This is a genomic window from Ancylobacter sp. Lp-2, assembly GCF_020523795.1.
Lineage (GTDB): Bacteria > Pseudomonadota > Alphaproteobacteria > Rhizobiales > Xanthobacteraceae > Ancylobacter.
This window is the reverse complement of record NZ_JAJALI010000005.1, coordinates 103173-122834: the sequence shown is the minus strand read 5'-3', so window position 1 is coordinate 122834 and position 19662 is coordinate 103173. Positions and strand designations below refer to the sequence as shown.

Annotated in this window: 18 protein-coding genes; 8 read left to right on the top strand and 10 right to left on the bottom strand. The window is 69.4% G+C overall.

Going from position 1 to position 19662, the window contains the following annotated elements; translation table 11 throughout:
* Positions 1-67 precede the first annotated feature (67 nt).
* On the top strand, positions 68-919 hold the full coding sequence (locus LGR54_RS14145; RefSeq protein ID WP_230362636.1) for a transporter substrate-binding domain-containing protein: 852 nt from the start codon (positions 68-70) through the stop codon (positions 917-919).
* Positions 920-994: 75 nt separating this feature from the next.
* On the opposite strand, the gene LGR54_RS14140 is transcribed toward LGR54_RS14145, so the two are convergent.
* Positions 995-2197 carry an MFS transporter gene (locus LGR54_RS14140; RefSeq protein WP_230362877.1) on the bottom strand — a complete coding sequence of 401 codons (1203 nt, stop codon included), beginning with the start codon at positions 2195-2197 and terminating at the stop codon, positions 995-997.
* 235 nt (positions 2198-2432) lie between these two features.
* Here LGR54_RS14140 and LGR54_RS14135 point away from each other — a divergent pair, with 235 nt between their 5' ends.
* The gene (locus LGR54_RS14135) at positions 2433-2885 is read left to right on the top strand and encodes a helix-turn-helix domain-containing protein (RefSeq protein ID WP_230362635.1); all 453 of its coding nucleotides are present in this window, start codon (positions 2433-2435) and stop codon (positions 2883-2885) included.
* Between the two features lie 26 nt (positions 2886-2911).
* Here LGR54_RS14135 and LGR54_RS14130 read toward each other — a convergent pair whose 3' ends face one another.
* Entirely contained in the window at positions 2912-4366 is a 1455-nt protein-coding gene (locus LGR54_RS14130) for an AMP nucleosidase (RefSeq protein WP_230362634.1), read from the bottom strand.
* Positions 4367-4634: 268 nt separating this feature from the next.
* Between LGR54_RS14130 and serA the strand changes: the two genes are divergently transcribed.
* Positions 4635-5903: a phosphoglycerate dehydrogenase gene (gene serA / locus LGR54_RS14125; RefSeq protein ID WP_230362633.1), complete on the top strand. Its 1269-nt coding sequence runs from the start codon at positions 4635-4637 to the stop codon at positions 5901-5903.
* A 626-nt stretch (positions 5904-6529) separates the two neighbouring features.
* Here the strand turns inward: serA and LGR54_RS14120 are convergent.
* Positions 6530-8878 (bottom strand): Tex family protein, encoded by a 2349-nt coding sequence (locus LGR54_RS14120; RefSeq protein WP_230362876.1) that lies wholly within the window; start codon positions 8876-8878, stop codon positions 6530-6532.
* A 159-nt stretch (positions 8879-9037) separates the two neighbouring features.
* On the opposite strand from LGR54_RS14120, the gene LGR54_RS14115 reads away from it, so the two are divergent.
* The 5 genes from LGR54_RS14115 (at position 9038) to LGR54_RS14095 (ending at position 13690) form a co-directional block, all read left to right on the top strand.
* Entirely contained in the window at positions 9038-10105 is a 1068-nt protein-coding gene (locus LGR54_RS14115) for a LacI family DNA-binding transcriptional regulator (RefSeq protein WP_230362632.1), read from the top strand.
* Between the two features lie 127 nt (positions 10106-10232).
* Entirely contained in the window at positions 10233-10778 is a 546-nt protein-coding gene (locus tag LGR54_RS14110) for a gluconokinase (protein WP_230362631.1), read from the top strand.
* On the top strand, positions 10775-11353 hold the full coding sequence (locus LGR54_RS14105; RefSeq protein WP_230362630.1) for a TRAP transporter small permease: 579 nt from the start codon (positions 10775-10777) through the stop codon (positions 11351-11353). The genes LGR54_RS14110 and LGR54_RS14105 overlap by 4 nt, the downstream gene beginning before the upstream one ends.
* A complete protein-coding gene (locus LGR54_RS14100; RefSeq protein ID WP_230362629.1) occupies positions 11350-12627 on the top strand; it encodes a TRAP transporter large permease subunit in 1278 nt (425 codons plus the stop codon). The genes LGR54_RS14105 and LGR54_RS14100 overlap by 4 nt, the downstream gene beginning before the upstream one ends.
* Positions 12628-12673: 46 nt before the next feature.
* A complete protein-coding gene (locus LGR54_RS14095) occupies positions 12674-13690 on the top strand; it encodes a TRAP transporter substrate-binding protein (protein ID WP_230362628.1) in 1017 nt (338 codons plus the stop codon).
* 111 nt (positions 13691-13801) lie between these two features.
* Here LGR54_RS14095 and LGR54_RS14090 read toward each other — a convergent pair whose 3' ends face one another.
* Genes LGR54_RS14090 through LGR54_RS14060 form a run of 7 tightly spaced genes read right to left on the bottom strand, consistent with a single transcriptional unit; the run spans position 13802 to position 19644 of the window.
* Entirely contained in the window at positions 13802-14767 is a 966-nt protein-coding gene (locus LGR54_RS14090) for a catechol 2,3-dioxygenase (protein WP_230362627.1), read from the bottom strand.
* A 47-nt stretch (positions 14768-14814) separates the two neighbouring features.
* On the bottom strand, positions 14815-15528 hold the full coding sequence (locus LGR54_RS14085; RefSeq protein ID WP_230362626.1) for an ABC transporter ATP-binding protein: 714 nt from the start codon (positions 15526-15528) through the stop codon (positions 14815-14817).
* Positions 15521-16276, bottom strand: a complete 756-nt coding sequence (locus LGR54_RS14080; RefSeq protein ID WP_214008711.1) for an ABC transporter ATP-binding protein — start codon at positions 16274-16276, stop codon at positions 15521-15523. The genes LGR54_RS14085 and LGR54_RS14080 overlap by 8 nt, the downstream gene beginning before the upstream one ends.
* Entirely contained in the window at positions 16273-17370 is a 1098-nt protein-coding gene (locus LGR54_RS14075; protein WP_230362625.1) for a branched-chain amino acid ABC transporter permease, read from the bottom strand. The genes LGR54_RS14080 and LGR54_RS14075 overlap by 4 nt, the downstream gene beginning before the upstream one ends.
* A 2-nt stretch (positions 17371-17372) precedes the next feature.
* Entirely contained in the window at positions 17373-18227 is an 855-nt protein-coding gene (locus LGR54_RS14070) for a branched-chain amino acid ABC transporter permease (RefSeq protein ID WP_230362624.1), read from the bottom strand.
* Between the two features lie 5 nt (positions 18228-18232).
* A complete protein-coding gene (locus LGR54_RS14065) occupies positions 18233-18922 on the bottom strand; it encodes a 4-carboxy-4-hydroxy-2-oxoadipate aldolase/oxaloacetate decarboxylase (protein ID WP_230362623.1) in 690 nt (229 codons plus the stop codon).
* On the bottom strand, positions 18919-19644 hold the full coding sequence (locus tag LGR54_RS14060; RefSeq protein ID WP_230362622.1) for a PIG-L deacetylase family protein: 726 nt from the start codon (positions 19642-19644) through the stop codon (positions 18919-18921). The genes LGR54_RS14065 and LGR54_RS14060 overlap by 4 nt, the downstream gene beginning before the upstream one ends.
* Positions 19645-19662 lie beyond the last annotated feature (18 nt).

Sequence of the window (19662 nt, the reverse complement as noted above, 5' to 3'; positions counted from 1 at the left end):
ACTTTATCCATAAGGAAGACCGGCGGCGCGAGGCCGTCCGCAGCTTCCAGGGGAACAGGAGAAACCGATGAAGACGCTCACCCGGCGTTCCGCCGTCACCAACGCCCTGCGTGTCGCCGCGCTCGGCGCGGTCGCCTCGCTGGCGCTCTCGGGCGCCGCTCTCGCCGACGACCTGCTCGCCAAGGTCAAGGCCAAGGGCGAGCTTACGGTCGGCACCGAACTGCAGTTCGCGCCGTTCGACTTCGTCGAGGACGGCAAGCAGAGCGGCATGAACAAGGAGATCTTCGCCGAGATCGGCAAGGAACTCGGCGTGAAGATCACCTTCCTCGACCTGCCCTGGCCGAGCGTGCTGCCGGGCCTCGAGGCCGGCAAGTTCGACATGGTCGCCGGCCCCGCGACGATCACCAAGGCGCGCATGGAGCGCTACCGCTTCACTTCGCCGATCGCCAACGCCACCGTCGCCATCCTGAAGAAGAAGGGCGACGCCTCGATCACCAAGCCGGAGGACATCGCCGGCAAGAAGGTCGGTTCCGCCAAGGCGACTGCCCAGCTGGCGCAGCTGCAGGAATTCTCCAAGACCCTGCCGACGCCGCCGACCATCCAGGAATATGTCGACTTCAGCCAGTCCTATGCCGATCTCGGCGCCGGGCGCATCGTCGCGGTGGCGAATTCGCTGCCGAACATTGCCTATCTCGCCAAGACCAAGCCGGAGGTGTTCGAAGTGGTGGAGCCGCCGTTCGGCAAGCCGGTCTATTTCGGCTTCATCGGCTCCAAGAGCGAGGACGCCAAGTCGCTGATGGACGCGGTCGACGCCGTGCTCATCAAGATGAAGCATGACGGCCGCCTGCCGGCGCTGCAGAAGAAGTGGTTCGGCACGGAGATGCCGACCCCGGACCAGGTGACGGAAGCCAGCTTCTGACCGGCGAGCTTCTGACAGGCTTGCGCCTGTCGCGATGAGATCGATCCCGGATCGGCGCCGCCGGTCCGGGATTTTTCATGCGCCTCCGGTCGGGGACGGTATGGCGCGCAGCGTCAGCGCCCAGAAGGCGAGCGCGGCGAGCGCGATGCCGGCGCCCATGAGCGAGACGCCGGGCCAGCCGGCGCAGGCGTAGACCAGCGTCGACAGCGACGAGCCGAGCGCACTGCCGATCGCATAGAACACCATATAGGCGGCGGTCAGCCGGCTCTGCGCCTCCGGCCGGACGCGGTAGATCAGCCCCTGATTGGCGACATGCGTCGCCTGCAGGCCGAAATCGATCATCACCACGCCGACCACCAGCCAGAGCAGCGAGCGGTCGAGCAGCGAGATCGGCAGCCAGGCGAGCAGCATCAGCGAGAGGGCGACGCCGGTGACGCGCTGGCCATGGCCGCGATCGGTCCAGCGTCCCGCGCGCGCGGCCCCGAGCGCCCCGGCGGCGCCGGCAAGGCCGAACAGCCCGACCTCGGTATGCGACAGCGAGAAGGGCGGGGCACTGAGCGGCAGCACCAGCGGCGCCAGCAGCGTGGTGATGTCGGCGAAGATCAGCAGGGCGAGGATGCCGCGAATGCGCAGCGCCGGTTCCTCGACGACCAGCGTGACCAGCGAACCGATCAGCCGTGGATAGGACAGGGTCGCGCGCGGTGTCGCCCGGGCGGGCAGCGCCCGCCACAGCAGCGCCGCCACCGCGAGGCCGAGCAGCGCCGCGACGAGGTAGACCGCCCGCCAGCCGGCGAGATCGGTGAGTGCGCCGGCGACGCTGCGCGCCATGAGGATGCCGAGCACGATGCCGCTCGTCACCACGCCGACGACATGGCCGCGCTCGGCGGGGCGGGCCAGCCCGGCGGCATGGGCGACCAGCGCCTGCGTCACCACCGCCATCAGCCCGACCGCCGCCATCGACGCCAGCAGCATTGCCGCCGAGCGCGAGAACGCGACGGCGAACAGGGCCAGCGCCGAGAGGAGGAACTGGCCGACGATCAGCCGGCGCCGGTCGAGGAGGTCGCCGAGCGGCACCAGCAGGATCAGGCCGAGCCCGTAGCCGAGCTGGGTCGCCGCCACGATCAGCCCGGCGGTGGCGCGGGAGAGGCCGAGATCATCAGCCATCACGTCGAGCAGCGGATGGGCGAAATAGGCGCTGGCTACCGCAAGCCCGCTGGCGAAGGCGAACAGCGCCAGCACCGGACCGCCGAGCGGCGGCGCTGCCGGAGCGGCGGCCATCGCGACGGGCGCGCCCTGCGGGCGACGATCGCCGCCGTCGGCGAGGCCGCGCAGCTCCGCCTTCGCGGCGCCGAGGGGCGCCACGTCCTGATCGATTTCCATCGTCGCCTCCCGGATTTTGGTTTCATGATGAAACTTATGGCAGGGATAGTCAATTCGGTTTAATGATGCAACCTGAATTCGCCGCCGGACGGCAAGCTGACATCGCCGCGGGGCGGCATGCGGAGGGAAACGCGTGGTCGCGCGCAAGAGCCTGAAGGGCGATCACTGTCCCAGCGCGCGGGCGCTGGACGTGATCGGCGACTGGTGGTCGCTGATGATCGTGCGCGATGCCTTTGACGGCATGACGCGGTTCAGCGAGTTCCAGAAGAGCCTCGGCATCGCCCGCAACATCCTCGCCGAGCGGCTGCGCGCGCTGGTCGAGCACGGCATCCTGGTCGCGGTACCCGCCACGCCGGGCGGCACGCGGCAGGAATACCGCCTCACCGCCATGGGTAAGGACCTGTTCCCGGTGATGGTGGCGCTGCGGCAGTTCGGCGAGCGGCATCTGTTCGCGCCGCAGGAGCCGCGCTCGCGGCTGATCGACCGCGCCGACGGCCAGCCGGTTCGGCTCGACATCACGGCGCAGGACGGACGCGCCGTTGGCCCCGACGACACGGTGATCGTCAAGGTGCCGGAAGCGGAGTGAAGGGGCGGGTGGTCCCGCCCCGCGCCTCAGCGGAAGGCCGGCTCGTCGAAGGAGCGCAGCTTGCGCGAATGGATGCTGGCGCCGGCCTGCCGGAGCTTGTCCAGCGCCGCGAGGCCGATCTTCAGATGTTCGCTCACCGCGCGCTCATAGAAGGCGTTGGCGGCGCCGGGCAGCTTGATCTCGCCATGCAGCGGCTTGTCGGAGACGCAGAGCAGCGTGCCGTAGGGCACACGCAGCCGGTAGCCCTGCGCGGCGACGGTGCCGGATTCCATGTCCACCGCGATGGCGCGCGACAGGTTGATGCGCCGGCGTTCCTTGGCCCAGCGCAGTTCCCAGTTGCGGTCGTCCTGGGTGACGACGGTGCCGGTGCGCAGCCGCCGCTTGAGCTGGTCGCCTTGCTCGCCGGTGACTTCCGCCGCCGCCTGCTGCAGCGCCACCTGCACCTCGGCCAGCGCCGGGATCGGGATGTCCGGCGGCACCAGTTCGTCGAGGATGCCGTCCTGGCGCAGATAGGCGTGGGCGAGCACGTAGTCGCCGATGATCTGGGTGAGCCGCAGCCCGCCGCAATGGCCGACCATCAGCCAGCAATGCGGCCGCAGCACCGCCAGATGGTCGGTGATGGTCTTGGCGTTGGAGGGGCCGACGCCGATATTCACCAGCGTCACCCCGCCGCCCGGCCGCACCAGGTGATAGGCCGGCATCTGGAAGCGGTGCCACGGTGCCGCCATCACCCGTTCGACGGCGGCGACGTCGAAATTCTCGGCGTCGATGCGGATGCCGCCGGGGGTGATCAGCGCCGTGGCGGTGCCGGCCTCGATCTCGGCGAGGCCGAGCCGGACGAACTGGTCGACATAGCGGTGGTAGTTGGTCAGCAGGATCCAGGGCTGGAAGGCGCGCCAGTCGGTGCCGGTGTAGTGGACGAGGCGGCGCAGCGAATAGTCGGTGCGCACCGCGTCGAACAGCGAGAGCGGGCGCGGCTCGCCCTCGACGAGGTCGAAGGTGCCGTCGGCGATCTCGTCGCCGACCAGCGACAGGAGCGGGGTGGGGAAGTGCCGCGCCAGCTCGGAGGCGGTGACCTCGCCGCGCCCGAGCTCGTCGCCGCCCTCCAGCGCGTAGGGATAGGGGATTTCCTGCCCGCTGATGCCGGTCTCGATGCGGGCGCCGAACTCCTCCACCAGCGGGGTGAGCTGGTCGAGCAGATAGGAGCGGAACTCGGCGGGCTGGGTGATCGTGGTCTGGTGCACGCCGGGAACGGCGAATTTCGCGTAGCCGCGCTGGGTCCGCGCCCGCGACATCTTCGCCGGCTCGTACATCACGCGCAGCAGCGGATAGCGGTAGCGGGCGCGCTCCTCGGCATCCGGCGCCCGGCCGGTCTCGAAGAAGCGGTGGAGGTCGTGCCGCAGCGCCTCGCGGGCGGCGCCATAAAGGGATTCCAGCCGGTCTATCGCCGCTTCGGGGGTCGCTGCCGTCTCGAAACTCATCGGATCCGCCATCTCCACTTATACGCTGCTAGCGCGATTTGCGCCGCCCGTGAAGGCGGGTGACGGCGGGCAGGGGCGAGGAGCATGTTGAGGCCTGCCGGTGGCGCAGGGCTGCCCCGCACCGTGGGGAGCCTAGACGGCGGGCGCAAAAGCAGTAAGTTCCCGCCGCCCGCGGACGGCTTGCGCCGCGGGCGCAGAGGATCGCCGTGGGGCCGGGGCCCGGCGCGCCGGTCCGGCCCGACCACCTGTCGCCGAAGGATTCGAGACCGTGCCCGATCAACTCTCCCAATCGCCGCAGCTTTCGCTGGCCAAGGACAAGATCCGGGTGCTGCTGCTCGAAGGCGTGAACGACAGCGCCGTGCAGATCCTGAAGTCGGCCGGCTATTCCAACGTCACCCGCCTGACCAAGGCGCTGGACGGCGAGGCGCTCACCGACGCCATCAAGGGCGTGCACCTGCTCGGCATCCGCTCGCGCACCCAGATCACCGCCGAGGTGCTCGCGGCGGCCGACCGGCTGATCGGCATCGGCTGCTTCAGCGTCGGCACCAATCAGGTCGATCTCGACGCCTCGCGCATCCACGGCATCCCGGTGTTCAACGCGCCGTTCTCCAACACCCGCAGCGTGGCCGAGCTGGTGATCGGCGAGATCGTCATGCTGCTGCGCCGCATCCCCGAGCGCTCGCGCGCCGCCCATGAGGGCAAGTGGGACAAGTCGGCCAATAACAGCCTGGAAGTGCGCGGCAAGACGCTCGGCATCGTCGGCTACGGCAATATCGGCACGCAGCTCTCCAACCTCGCCGAGGCGATGGGCATGAAGGTGATCTACTACGATCACACCGACAAGCTGCGCCACGGTAACACCGAGCCGGTCGGTTCCCTGCACGAGCTGCTCTCGCAGAGCGACATCGTCAGCCTGCACGTGCCGGAGACGCCGGCGACCAACGGCATGATCGGCCGCGACGAGATCGCCGCGATGAAGACCGGCGCCTATCTCATCAACAACAGCCGGGGCACCGTGGTCGACCTCGGCGCGCTGGCCGACGCGCTGCGAAGCGGCAAGCTGCGCGGCGCGGCGGTCGACGTGTTCCCGGTCGAGCCCGGCTCCAACAATGAGCGCTTCGTCTCGCCGCTGCAGGGGCTCGACAACGTCATCCTGACCCCGCATGTCGGCGGTTCGACCGAGGAAGCGCAGGAGCGCATCGGCGCCGAGGTGGCGCGCAAGCTGGTCGAGTACAGCGACACCGGCTCCACCATGGGCGCGGTGAACTTCCCGCAGGTGCAGCTGCCGGCCCGTCCGCTCGGCACCCGCTTCATCCAGGTGCAGCGCAACCTGCCGGGCATGCTCGGCCGGCTCAACGAGGTGCTGGCGCGCCACCACGTCAACATCGCCGCGCAGTATTACGAGACCAGCGCCGATGTCGGCTATGTCGTGCTCGACGCCGATGCCTCGCAGGTCGACAGCCAGGCGGTGCTCGCCGACATCCGCGAGCTCGAGGGCACCATCCGGGCGCGGCTGCTCTACGAATACAGGGTGTGAGGCGGCGCGGCGGCATCGGGACGCGCCGAAGCGGGTCGCCCGCTGAAGGCCTTTGACCGTCGAAGACCTTCGCCGTCAAAAGACTATTCACCGTCGAAGACCCCTCACCCCAGCCCTCTCCCCGACGGGGAGAGGGAGCAGGGCGCGCTTCGGCTTTCCGTCCCTGTCGTGGGTGGGGATGAGGCAAGGGAGCCGCACTTCAGCATTCCGCCCTTGTCATCGACGGGGCGGGCGGGGGAGCCACATGCCGCCGGCCCGGGGCAGCGCGGTTTGAGCCCTTACCGATCAGGTAAATCAGCTGATCGGTAAGAAAGCGCTTTCGATTCACCAGCTCTGCACCGGCTTCTTCCCTATCCCCGTCCGAACTCGGCTGTTGCCGAGTGTGGATCTGGCAGGGTCGAAGCGGGAAGCCGCCGGCTTCGACGGAGAGATGGCCCGCGAACCGGGCCGGTGAGGGGCACGCGGGCGCGGAGGCGCAGAGCCCCCTTGCCGTCGATCCACCCATCATTGGATATCAACCGTCGGATTCGCGAGCGCGACACCCGGCGGTTGATATCCAATGCCGGGTGTCACGCACGTGACACCCGGCGGGCTTCAGGCGGCCGCGACAGCCGCCCTGCCGCGCCTCACTTCCGCTTCAGCGCGTCCAGCAGCGCGGCGCCGAGGGCGCCGGTGGGCTCGGGGCGGGATGGCTTCGCGGGGGCGCCGCGATGGGGGGCGCCCTTGTCGCGATGGTCACGGTTGTCGCGCGGGGCGCGCTCCGGCTGGGCCTTGTCCGCCGGCTTGCCAGCCCCGGCGCCGTCCTTGCGCATCGACAGCGAGATGCGCTTGCGCTTGAGGTCGATCTCCAGCACCCGCACCTTCACCACGTCGCCAACCTTCACCACCTCATGCGCGTCCTTCACGAAGCGGTCGGCGAGCTGCGAGACGTGCACCAGACCGTCCTGGTGCACGCCGATGTCGACGAAGGCGCCGAACGCCGCGACGTTGGTGACGGTGCCCTCCAGCTCCATGCCCGGCTTGAGGTCCTTCATCTCGTCGATGCCCTCCGCGAAGGTCGCGGTGCGGAAGGCGGGACGCGGGTCGCGGCCGGGCTTGTCGAGCTCGGCGATGATGTCGCGCACCGTCGGCAGGCCGAAGCGTTCGTCCACGAAGACACGCGGATCGAGCGCGCCGAGCGCCGCGCTGTCGCCCATCAGCGTGCGCAGGTCGCGGCCGCAGGCGGCGACGATCTTGCGGGCGACGCCATAGGCTTCCGGATGGACGGCGGAGGCGTCGAGCGGCTCCTTGCCGTCGCGGATGCGCAGGAAGCCGGCGCATTGCTCGAATGTGCGCGGGCCAAGCCGGGCGACATCCAATAGTTGCCGCCGGCTGCCGAACGCGCCGTTGGCGTCGCGATGGGCGACGATCGCCTCGGCGAGCGAGGTGCCGAGGCCGGACACCCGCGCCAGCAGCGAGGCGGAGGCGGTGTTGAGGTCGACGCCGACCGCGTTCACCGCGTCCTCCACCACCGCGTCGAGCGCGCGGGCGAGATGGTACTGGTCGACATCGTGCTGGTACTGGCCGACGCCGATCGACTTCGGCTCGATCTTCACCAGCTCGGCCAGCGGGTCCTGCAGCCGGCGGGCGATGGAGACCGCGCCGCGCAGCGACACGTCGAGGGTCGGGAACTCGGCGGCGGCCAGCTCCGAGGCGGAATAGACCGAGGCGCCGGCTTCCGACACCACCACCTTGATCGGCTTCGGCCGGCCCTCTTGTGCCGGCAGGTCGGCCAGCAGGTCGGCGACCAGCTTCTCGGTCTCGCGGCTGCCGGTGCCATTGCCGATGGCGATCAGCTCGACGCCGTGCTGGCGGATCAGCCGGGCGATTTCCGCCTGCGCGCCGCGCACGTCGTTCTTCGGCGGGAAGGGGTAGACGGTGCTGGTGGCGGTGAGCTTGCCGGTGGCATCGACCACCGCCACCTTGACGCCGGTGCGGATGCCGGGATCGAGCCCCATGGTGGCGCGGGTGCCCGCCGGGGCGGTGAGCAGCAGGTCCTTGAGGTTGCGGGCGAACACCTCGATGGCCTCGGTCTCGGCCCGGCTGCGCAGATCGGTCATCAGATCGAGCGAGAGATGCAGCGACAGCTTGACCCGCCAGGTCCAGCCGGCGACCTCCATCAGCCAGACATCGCCGGGAAGCCGGTCGCCGATGCCGTAGCCTTCCGCGATCATCGCCACCACCGGCTTCACCGGGCGCGGATCGTCGGCGTCGACCTCGATGTCGAGCGCCAGCACCTCCTCGTTGCGCCCGCGCAGCATGGCGAGCGCGCGGTGGCTCGGCACGGAGCCCCAGCGCTCGGCATGATCGAAATAGTCGGAGAACTTGGCGCCGGCTTCCTGCTTGCCGTCGACCAGCTTGGCGCGCAGATCGGCCTTGCCTTTCAGATAGCTGCGCAGGCGGCCGACGATCTCGGCATTCTGCGCGAAGGTCTCCGAGAGGATGTCGCGCGCGCCGTCGAGCGCCGCCTTCACGTCCGCCACCTCGCCGGCGACATAGGCCTTGGCGAGCTCGGCCGGCACGGCGGCGCGGTCCGTGAGGATGGCGTCGGCGAGCGGGCCGAGGCCGCGCTCGCGGGCGATGTCGGCGCGGTTGCGGCGCTTGGGCTTGTAGGGGAGGTAGATGTCCTCCAGCTCCGCCTTGGTGGCGGCGCCGGCGACGGCGGCCTCCAGCTCCGGCGTCAGCTTGCCCTGCTGGCGGATCGATTCGGCGATGGCGGCGCGGCGGGCCTCCAGCTCGCGCAGATAGCCGAGCCGCTCGTCGAGGCGGCGCAGCTGGGTGTCGTCGAGCCCGCCGGTGACTTCCTTGCGGTAGCGCGCGATGAAGGGGACGGTCGCGCCCTCGTCGAGCAGTGCGATGGCGGCGGCGGCCTGCTGCGGGCGGGCGCCGATCTCGCTGGCGATGCGGGCGGCGAGGGAGGTGATGTCGGCTGTCATGCGGGTCACGGATTCGCTTCGGAAGGGGCCGACCATAGTCAGCCACGCCGGCAAACGCCACGCCCGCTCCTCCACCGGGCGGGGAGGGCGCCGGCCGCGCTAGTGCAAACGGTGCCATGTCAGCGCTATCATGGCCAAAAGCCGGAGAGGGAATCGCAGATGCGCAAGAGACGGAGCGGCGGGCGCCCGACCATCGCCGACGTGGCCAAGCGCGCCGGCGTGAGCTCGATCACCGTGTCGCGGGCGCTGCGCGATCCCGAGCGGGTGTCGCCGCAGCTGCGCCAGCAGATCGAGGAGGCGGTGCGGGAGCTGGAATATGTGCCGGACCAGCACGCCCGCGCGCTCGCCTCGGCGCGCACCGACGTCATTGGCGTCATCATTCCCTCGTTCACCAACAACGTGTTCGCCGACGTGCTGCGCGGCATTTATGACGGGCTGGCGCAGACCCCCTACCAGGTGCAGCTCGGCAATAGCCGCTACTCGCCGATCGAGGAGGAGCGCCTGCTCGCTACCTTCCTCAGCCAGCGCCCGGCGGCGCTGATCGTCGCCGGCATCGACCAGACCGAGCGCGGGCGGGCGCTGCTCGCCGCCGCCGGCTGCCCGGTGGTGCAGGTGATGGATCTCGGCGACGACCCGGTCGACATGATGGTCGGTTTCTCGCACAAAGCGAGCGGGCATGCGGTTACCAGCCATCTTCTGGAGGCCGGCTACCGGCGGATCGGCTTTCTCGGCGCCCGCATGGACCCGCGTACCCAGCGCCGCCTCGAAGGCTATCGCGCCGCACTGGCCGAGGCCGGCCTCTACGATCCCGCGCGCATCACCACCACGCCGGCCTCGTCCAGCGTGTCGCTGGGGCGCGACCTGTTGCGCGACCTGCTCGCCCGCATGCCCGACACCGACGCGGTGTTCTGCAACAATGACGACCTCGCGCTCGGCGCGCTGTTCGAATGCCAGCGCGCGCTGCTGGCGGTGCCGGCGAGCATGGGGATCGCCGGCTTCAACGACCTCGAAATGATGGCGGCGGCCTGTCCCTCGCTCACCAGCGTGCGCACGCCGCGCTACGAGATCGGCTCGCGCGCGGTGCAGATGGCCCGCGCCGCCATTGCCGGCCGCCGCCCGGCCGAACGGGTGGTCGATACCGGCTTCGCGCTGCAGATCCGCGAGAGCACAAAGCGCCCGGAGACGGTGCGTCCCCAGCCGATGGGCGTGCTTTACAACAACGCATGACAGCGCTAACATAACTCATCTTCACAACAAGAGCAGATCATCTGCCGTCGTCTGGCCATCGCGCCGCGACCGATAGGGAGAACGGAACTGTGCCTGTTAGCGCTGTCTTCTCGGCGTACCCTTCCCCATGAGCTCGCCGATCTCGTCGCCCGCCCCCCTCGTGGTGGTGATGGGCGTGTGCGGCTGCGGCAAGTCGAGCGCCGGCGCGGCGCTGGCGGCGCGCAATGGCTGGGCCTTCGTCGAGGGTGACGACCTGCACCCGCCGGCCAATGTCGCGCGCATGGCGCAGGGCCAGCCGCTCACCGACGTGGACCGCCATGGCTGGCTCGCCACCATCGGTGAGCGCCTCGCCGAGGCGGCACGCGCCGGCGACGGGCTGGTGGTGTCCTGCTCGGCGCTGAAGCGCGCCTATCGCGACCAGCTCGCCGCCGCGAGCCCGCGGGTGATGTTCCTGCATCTCGCCGGCGACCGCGCGCTCATCGAAGCGCGCATGGCCGCCCGCGCCGGTCATTTCATGCCGCTCAGCCTCATCGACAGCCAGTTCGCCACGCTGGAGCCTCCCGGCGCCGACGAGCGGGCCGTCACCCTCTCCATCGACATGCCGCCCGAAGCGCTGGTCGAGGAAGCCGAACGGCGCCTCGCTGGCCTCGATCAACGGGAGCCGGCGCCATGAACGCGCTCTTCAATCGCATACAGACCCTCGTCGAGTGGGCCATCGGCGCCCTGCTGGTGCTGATGGTGGTCCTCGTCTTCACCAATGCCGCCGGCCGCTACCTGTTTGGCACCGGCATCGCCTCCTCGGAGGAGATCGCCCGCCTCGCCTTCGTGTGGCTGATCTTCCTCGGCGCCGTGCTCGCGGTGCGCGAGCGCACCCATGTCGGCGTCGACATGCTGGTGCAGCGCCTGCCGCGCGGCCTGCAGAAGCTCTGCCTGGTGGTGTGCAACCTGCTCATCCTCTACGCGCTGTGGCTGTTCGCGCAGGGCAGCTGGCAGCAGGTGATCGTCGGCTTCAACAGCCGCATGCCGGTGACCAACATCTCGCTGGCGAGCTTCGCCGCGGCCGGGCTGGTGGCCTCCGTCGCCATGGCGGTGCTGTTCGTCGTCGACCTCATCCGCCTGTTCATGGGGCGGATGTCGGATGCCGAGCTGGTGCAGGTGCGCGAGACCGCCGACGCCGAGGAAATCCGCGAATTCGAGCGCGAATTCGCGCCCGCCAGCAACCCGCCGCATTCGGGGAAGCCGTCATGACCATCGCCCTCTTCCTCGGCTCGCTGCTGGGCCTGATGGCCGTCGGCATGCCGATCGCCTTCGCGCTGATGCTGACCGGCGTCGCGCTGATGTACCAGCTCGACTTCTTCGACGCGCAGCTGCTCGCCCAGAACATGCTGGGCGGCGCCGACAACTACCCGCTGATGGCGGTGCCGTTCTTCCTGCTCGCCGGCGAATTAATGAATGCCGGCGGCCTGTCGCGGCGGATCGTCAACATCGCCGTCACCCTGTTCGGCCACATCAAGGGCGGGCTCGGCTATGTGGCGATCGGCACCGCGGTGGTGTTGGCCAGCCTGTCCGGCTCGGCCATCGCCGACACCGCCGCCGTCGCGGCGCTGCTGATCCCGATGATGCGTTCCAACGGCTACAACCTCGAGCGCTCCTCCGGCCTCATCGCCTCGGCGGGCATCATCGCGCCGATCCTGCCGCCGAGCATGTCGTTCATCATCTACGGCGTCGCCACCAACATCTCGATCACCAAGCTGTTCATGGCCGGCATCGCGCCCGGCCTGCTCATGGGCGTGACGCTGGTGCTGATCTGGATGTGGGTCGCCCGCAAGGAGAACGTCCCGGTGCAGCCGCGCCAGTCCTGGCGCGTGCGCTTCCAGGCGATGGTCGACGGCGTCTGGGCGCTGGTCATGCCGGTGATCATCATCGGCGGCATGCGCGCCGGCTTCTTCACCCCGACCGAGGCGGCGGTGGTGGCGGCGGTCTATGCGGCGCTGGTCGGCCTGTTCGTCTATCGCGAGATCTCGCTTGCCGACCTGCCGCGCCTCCTGGTCTCCGCCGCCAAGACCACGGCGGTGGTGATGTTCCTGGTCGCCGCCGCGATGGTCACCGCCTACATGATCACGCTGGCCGAGCTGCCGGGCCAGGTCATCGCGCTGCTCGAGCCGATGCTCGACCATCCCAAATGGCTGATGGCCGCCATCGTGGTGCTGCTGACCCTGGTCGGCACCGCGATGGACCTCACCCCGACCATCCTGATCCTCGCCCCGGTGCTGGTGCCGCTGATCACCAAGGCCGGCATCGACCCGGTCTATTTCGGGGTGATGTTCGTGATGGTCGGCGCGGTCGGCCTGCTCACCCCGCCGGTCGGCACCGTGCTGAACGTGGTGTGCGGCGTCGGCCGGGTCAGCATGGAAGGCATCATCCGCGGGGTCTGGCCCTATGTCGTCGCCTATACGGCGCTGATCGGCCTGTTCGTCGCCTTTCCCGAAATCATCACCGTGCCGGCGAGCTGGCTGCACTGACGCCAGTTTTTCGCCGCGCCACCAATTATCGAGAGGAGGAACACCCATGAAGAAGCTGCTGCTCACCGCCGCCGTCGCGGCGCTCGCCTTGTCGTTCGGCGCCGAGGCCTATGCGCAGAACATCCAGCCGCGGCTGATCCGCTTCGGCTACGGCCTCAACGAGGACAGCAACCAGGGCCGCGCCGCCCGTCTGTTCGCCGAGGAAGTCGCCAAGCGCTCCGGCAACAAGCTGAAGGTGCGCACCTTCGGCGCCGCCACGCTTGGCCCGGACCCGCAGATGCAGAACGCCCTGATCGGCGGCGCGCAGGAGATGATGGTCGGCTCCACCGCCACCCTCGTCGGCACGGTGAAGGAATTCGCCATCTGGGACGTGCCCTTCATGTTCGCCAACGAGAAGGAAGCCGACGCGGTGCTCGACGGCCCGGTCGGCCAGAAGCTGCTCGACAAGCTGCAGGAGAAGGGCCTCGTCGGGCTGGTCTACTGGGAGAACGGCTTCCGCAACCTCACCAATAGCCGCCACAAGATCGAGAAGGCCGAGGACCTCGCCGGCGTGAAGCTGCGGGTGATGCAGAACCCGGTGTTCATCGACACCTTCAAGGCCGCCGGCGCCAATGCCGTGCCGCTCGCCTTCGCCGAGCTGTTCACCGCGCTGGAGACCAAGGCGGTCGACGGCCAGGAGAACCCCTACACCACCATCGTCTCCTCGAAGTTCTACGAGGTGCAGAAGTACCTTACCGTCACCAACCACGTGTACAGCCCGTGGATCATGACGGCGAGCAAGGTGTGGTGGGACAAGCTGTCCGAGGACGAGCGCAAGATCCTGATCGAGGCCGCCATCGCCTCGCGCGACTTCGAGCGTACCGACACCCGCGCCGAGGCCACCAAGGCGCTCGACCAGCTCAAGGCCGACGGCATGGACGTCACCGTGATGCCGGCCGAGGAAGTCGCCAAGCTGCGCGAGAAGGCGGCGCCGGTGACCAAGACCGTCATCGACAATGTCGGCCAGCCGCTGTGGGACGAGGTGCAGGCCGAGCTGAAGAAGACGCGCGGCACCACCAACTGACCGCAGGGTTCGGCGCCTGCGTGGCGCCACACCCATCGCCGCCGGGGGCGTGCCCTCCGGCGGTCGTCCGTTCCGCCAAGGGGGGCCGCCGGTCCGGCAGCCCCGCAGGCCTCAGTGGTCGCCCCCCGCCGCCGGCGGGGTGCCGTGGGTGTGGAAGCTCTCGATGGTCTTCAGCCCCCAGGCCTGGCCCTTCTTCCGCTCGGTCTCGGTCCAGGTGACGGTCTGCCAGTCGGGATCGAGGATGAGCCGGGCGCCGGCATTGGCGACTTCCACCCGGTTGCCGGCCGGCTCGTAGACATAGAGGAAGAAGGTCTGCTGCACCGCGTGCTTGTGCGGCCCGGTCTCGATGAACACGCCGTTCTCGAGGAAGACGTCGGCCGCCTCCAGCACGTGCTCGCGCTGGTCCACCGCATAGGTCACGTGGTGGAAGCGCCCTTCGCTATTGGTGAAGTCGCGCGTATAGGCGATGTCGTAGCTCTTGTTGTTCACCGTGAACCAGCAGCCGGCCACCTCGCCGGAATCCAGCACGATCTGCTCGGTCACCCGGCTGCCCAGCGCCGCCGGCAGGAAGGCGCGCACCGCCGAGACATCGCGGGCGAGCAGGTTGACATGGTCGAGCCGGCGCACCGCGCAGCCGCGCCCGTGATTGCGCTGTGCCTGGTTCTTGAGCGCCGGGCGCTCCTCGGCCGGCGGCACATATTTGTGGGTGTCGAAATAGATCTCGAACACATGCTTGTCGGGGTCGTGGAAACGATAGGCGCGGCCATGGCCGAGATCGCCCTCGACCCAGCCGATGCCGGCGCCGAGCTTCTCGATGGCGGCGACGCGGCGCGCCAGCGCCTGCTCGCTGGTGGTGCGGTAGGCGACATGGCCGATGCCGGTGTGCGACGCGGCGGTCAGCTTGAGGGTGTGGAACTCGTAATCGTCCCAGGCGCGCAGAAACACGCTGTCGCCCTCGCGCCCGCTCTCGGTGAGGCCGAGAATATTGACGAAGAAATCGAGGCTTTCAGCCGGCTTGTCGGTCAAGAGCTCGACATGCGCGAGATGGGCGATGTCGTGGATCGGTTCGGGCGTCATTTCCTGCCTTTTTCCATTGGTTGGGCGGGTTCGAAGCCCGCCGTTTCTTATGCCGCCGCGCGCGCCACGCCGAGGAAGCCCTGCAGCGTGTCGGCGTCCTCGACCAGCGCGGCGCTTGCCGCCCTGTGCACCACCCGCCCGCGTTCGAGGATCAGCGCGTCGTCGGTGATCTTCAGGATCTTGCGGGCGTGCTGCTCGACGATGATGGCCGCCAGCCCCTCGGCGCGGAAGATGTCGCGCAGCGCCTTCAAGAGCTCCTCGACGATGATCGGCGCCAGCCCCTCGGTCGGCTCGTCGAGCAGCAGCAGCTTGGGGTTGAGCACCAGAGCGCGGCCGATGGCGAGCATCTGCTGCTCGCCGCCGGACAGCTGGTCACCCATATTGCCGCGCCGCTCGCCGAGCCGCGGGAACATGGTGAACACTCGCGCCGGCGTCCACGGGCCGGGCCGGGCGACGGCGGTGAGGTTCTCCAGCACGGTGAGCGAACGGAAGATGTTGCGCTCCTGCGGCACCCAGCCGATGCCGGCGCGCGCCCGCTTCTCCGGGCCGAAGCCGGTGACGTCGGCGCCGCCGAGCCGGATCGTGCCGGCGGTGCGGCGGGTGACGCCGATCAGGCTGTTCACCAGCGTGGTCTTGCCGACGCCGTTGCGCCCGAGCAGCGCGAGGCTGCGCCCCTCGCCGAGCGAGAAGCCGATATCGTGCAGCACCATGGCCTGGCCATAGCCGGCGCTGAGCTTTTCGACATGGAGGATCTCACGCATCCTCGCCCTCCCCGAGATAGGCCGCGCGCACCGCCGGATCGGCGGCGATGGCGGCGGGTTCGCCATCGGCGATCACCGTGCCGTTCACCAGCACGGTGATGCGGGTGGCGAAGCGGAAGACGAGGTCCATGTCGTGCTCGATCAGCAGCACGCTGACATCCTCGGGCAGGTCGGCGACGATGTTGAGCAGGTCCTGCCGCTCGGCCTCCGGCACGCCGGCGGCCGGCTCGTCGAGCAGCAGCACCCGCGGGCGGGCGGCGAAGGCGGCGGCGATCTCCAGCTGGCGCTGCTTGCCATAGGACAGGGTGGCGATGGTGGTGTCGATCGCGTCGTCGAGGCGGAAGCGGGCGGCGATCGCCGCCGCCTCGTCGACGAGGTCGCCGCGCGCGTCGAGCCGGCTCCAGAAGCGGAGCCCGCGTCCCTCGCGCTCGCCGAGCACCAGGAGCAGCATCTCCAGCGGCGTCATGGTGCGGAATAGCTGGTTGATCTGGAAGGTGCGGCTCATGCCGAGCCGCACCCGCGCCTCCGGCCGGCTGCCGGTGATGTCGCGCCCTTCGAGGCGGATCTGTCCCTCCGTGGGTTTCACCACGCCGGTCAACTGGTTGACGAAGGTGGTCTTGCCGGCGCCGTTCGGGCCGATCAGCGCATGGCGGGCGCCACGTTCGAGGCGGAACGACACGTTGTTGGTGGCCAGCAGCCCGCCGAAGCGCTTGACGAGGCCGATGGTCTCGAGAACCGGGGCGTTCATGGGCGGCGCCCTCCGAACAGCGCGGCGACCCGCTGGCGCAGCGCGGCGCCGGCCTTGTGTACCGCCTCGCGGCCGCCGGAGACGAAGACCACCAGCAATAGCCCGACCCAGAACTGCCAGTATTGCGGCGTGGCGGCGGAGACGACGTCCTGGAACAGCTCGAACAGCACGGCGCCGATCAGCCCGCCATAGAGCCAGCCGGTGCCGCCGATGATCAGCACCAGCATCAGGTCGGCCGAGCGGTGGAACTCCAGCACGTCGAGCGAGACGAACTGGGTGGTCTGGGCGAGCAGCCCCCCGGCGGCGCCGGCATAGGCGGCGGCGAGCGTGTAGACCAGCACCAGCCGGCCGTTGACCCCCACCCCCGAGGCGGAGGCGCGCAGCCGGTTGTCGCGCAGGGCGCGCAGCGACAGCCCGAAGGGCGAGCCCATCATCCGCCGCGCCGCCAGGAACAGCAGGAACAGCACGGCCAGCGAGTAGAAATAGGCGGTGCGCCCCTTGAGGTCGAAGTCGAACAGGCCGAGCACCGGGTCCATGGCGATGCCCTGCAGGCCGTCGGCGCCGCCGGTGAGCGAGCGCCAGCTATTGGCGGCCTCGAACAGCAGCAGCGCCACGCCGAGCGTCACCATCAGCCGGGTGAGATCGGTGCCGCGCAGCACCAGGAAGCTCGTCAGGAAGCCGAGCACCGAGGCGGCAAGCATCGCCACCACGAGGCCGGCGAGCGGATCGGCGCTGACATTGAGCGCGAACAGGCCGGCGGCATAGGCGCCGACGCCGAGGAAGGCGGCATGGCCGAGCGAGACGATGCCGGCATAGCCGAGGATGAGATCGAGCGACAGCGCGAACAGGCCGAGGATGGCGATCTCGTTCATCAGCAGCATGGAGCGCGGCAGCGCCAGCGGCGCCAGCAGCGCCGCGCCCCAGAACAGGAACTCGGCCGGCTTCCAGGCGCGGCGGCGGCGCAAGAGCGCGCGGGCCGGGCTGGCGGTGTCGGGGGCAGTCGCGGGCGATGCGACGTTTGCCGCGGTGCCGGCGGCGGTTGCCGCGTTTGCCGCCGTGCCGGCGGCGGGGAGGGGAGTGGTCGGGCTGGCCATGTTCATCGCGCCGCCGCGAACAGGCCCTGCGGCCGGATCAGCAGCACCAGGATCATCACCGCATAGATGATGAAGGCGCCGGCCTGCGGCAGGTAATATTTGCCGGCCACATCGGCGACGCCGATCAGCAGCGCGGCGAGGAAGGGGCCGATCAGCCCGGCGCGGCCGCCGACCGTCACCACGATGAGGAAGTAGATCATGAACTTCAGCGGGAAGGTCGGGTCGAGGCCGAGCATCTCGGCGCCGAGCGCGCCGCCGAGGCCGGCCAGGCCGGAGCCGATGGCGAAGGTGAGGGTGAACAGCGTGCCGACCTCAATGCCGAGCCCGCGCGCCACCCGCTGGTCGTCCACCGCCGCGCGCAACTGGCTGCCGAAGCGGGTGCGCGTCAGCACGAATTGCAGCAGCACCGCGATGACGATGCACACCGCGATGACGAAGCTGCGGTAGCGGCCGATGCCGACGCCGGCGACGTCGAACCGGCCCTGCAACCAGGACGGCACATGCACCAGCTGCTGCTGCGAGCCCATGAAGTAGTCGACCGCCGCCACCGACATGAACACCAGGCCGATGGAGAACAGCACCTGGTCGAGATGCGACTTGTCGTAGAGCGGCCGGTAGAGCGTGCGCTCCAGCACGGCGCCGATCAGCGCCGGCACCAGGAAGGCGACCGGCAGCGTCGCCAGGAAGCCCATGCCGTAGCGCTGCATCAGCACCACGGTGACGTATCCTCCCGCCATGGCGAAGGACCCGTGAGCGAGGTTCACGAAGTTCATCAGGCCCAGCGTGACGGCGAGGCCGGACGCCAGGATGAAGAGCAGCATCCCGTAGGCCACGCCGTCGAAGAGGATGGTCAGCATCGCGCTCAGCCTTCCGGGTCGTCGATATAGACGAGGCCGGCCTTGGCGAGCGGCTCGCGCATCGCATACATGTCGAGGCCGAGCACGCCGGAGGCGAGGCGCTGGCGCTTCTCCTCCTCATTGGCCTCGCGCTGGCGGGCGGCGGCAGCGACCGCGGCGGCCTCCAGGCGCGGCACCACGACGATGCCGTCGTCGTCGGCCACCACCACGTCGCCGGGATTGACCAGCACGCCGCCGCACACCACCGGCACGTTGACGCTGCCCGGCGTCGCCTTCACCGTGCCCTTGGCGGAGATCGCCTTGGCCCAGACCGGGAAGCCCATCTCCTTCAGCACCTTGACGTCGCGCACCCCGGCATCGGTGATGAGGCCGATGCCGCCGCGCGCTTTCAGCGAGGTGGCGAGCAGGTCGCCGAACATGCCGTCGGTGTTGTCGGCGGTGCAGCCGACCACCACGATGTCGCCCGGCTTCACCTGCTCGATGGCGACGTGCAGCATCCAGTTGTCGCCCGGCTGGGCGAGCACGGTCACGGCGGTGCCGGCGATCTGCGCGCCGGGATAGATCGGGCGCAGATAGGGCTTCATCAGGCCGAGCCGGCCGAACGCCTCATGGGTGGTGGAGACGCCGAGCTCGCCGAGCGTGGCGATGTCGGCGGCGTCGGCCCGCTTGTTGGTACGAACGACGACGGGCTTCATGCCAGCATCTCCACGGCTTCGGGGAACAGTCGCTGATAGGCCTCGCCATAGGTCATGGAGCGGCCGGAATTGCGCCCGCCCTGCATGCCGCGATTGAGCGCGACGCGGGTGTAGTACTCCCAGAGATGCTGCTGGGCGGCGAGCACCTCGAAGGCGCGGCGCTTCACTTCCCAAACTTCATCGATGTTGAGGATCAGCGTCGGCTTGTAGTTGCACTGCTCCGGCTGGTGCGGCTCGAACAGGAACACCGGCGGCGCCGCATAGGGGCGGTTCGGGTCCGGCTTGTGGCCGGCGGCCTGGGCGATAATGCGCGCCTCCTGGGCGAAGCGGGTCGCCTCGGGATGGTCGACGTTATAGGGGTCCTGCAGCGAGTGGGTGAGCACGAAGCTCGGGTTCAGCTCGTGGAAGATGTCGACGGCGCGCTCCAGCATCGCCTCGGTGGTGCGCAGCGGGTAGTCGCCGGCGTCCATGAACTCGATCTCGGCGCCGAGGATGGCGGCGGCGCGCTCGGCCTCGTCGCGGCGCTGCGCCTTGACGTCCTCCATCTTCACCCCGGCCTTCTTCCAGGCGAACTGGCTCTCGCCACGCTCGCCATAGGAGAGGCACAGGATCTTCACCTTGTAGCCGCGCTTGACGTGCAGCGCGACCGCGCCACCCGTCCGCCATACGAAGTCGCCGGGATGCGCGGTGACGACCAGACCTGTCTTCTGCAGGCTCGACATGCGAACTTGGTCCTTTCG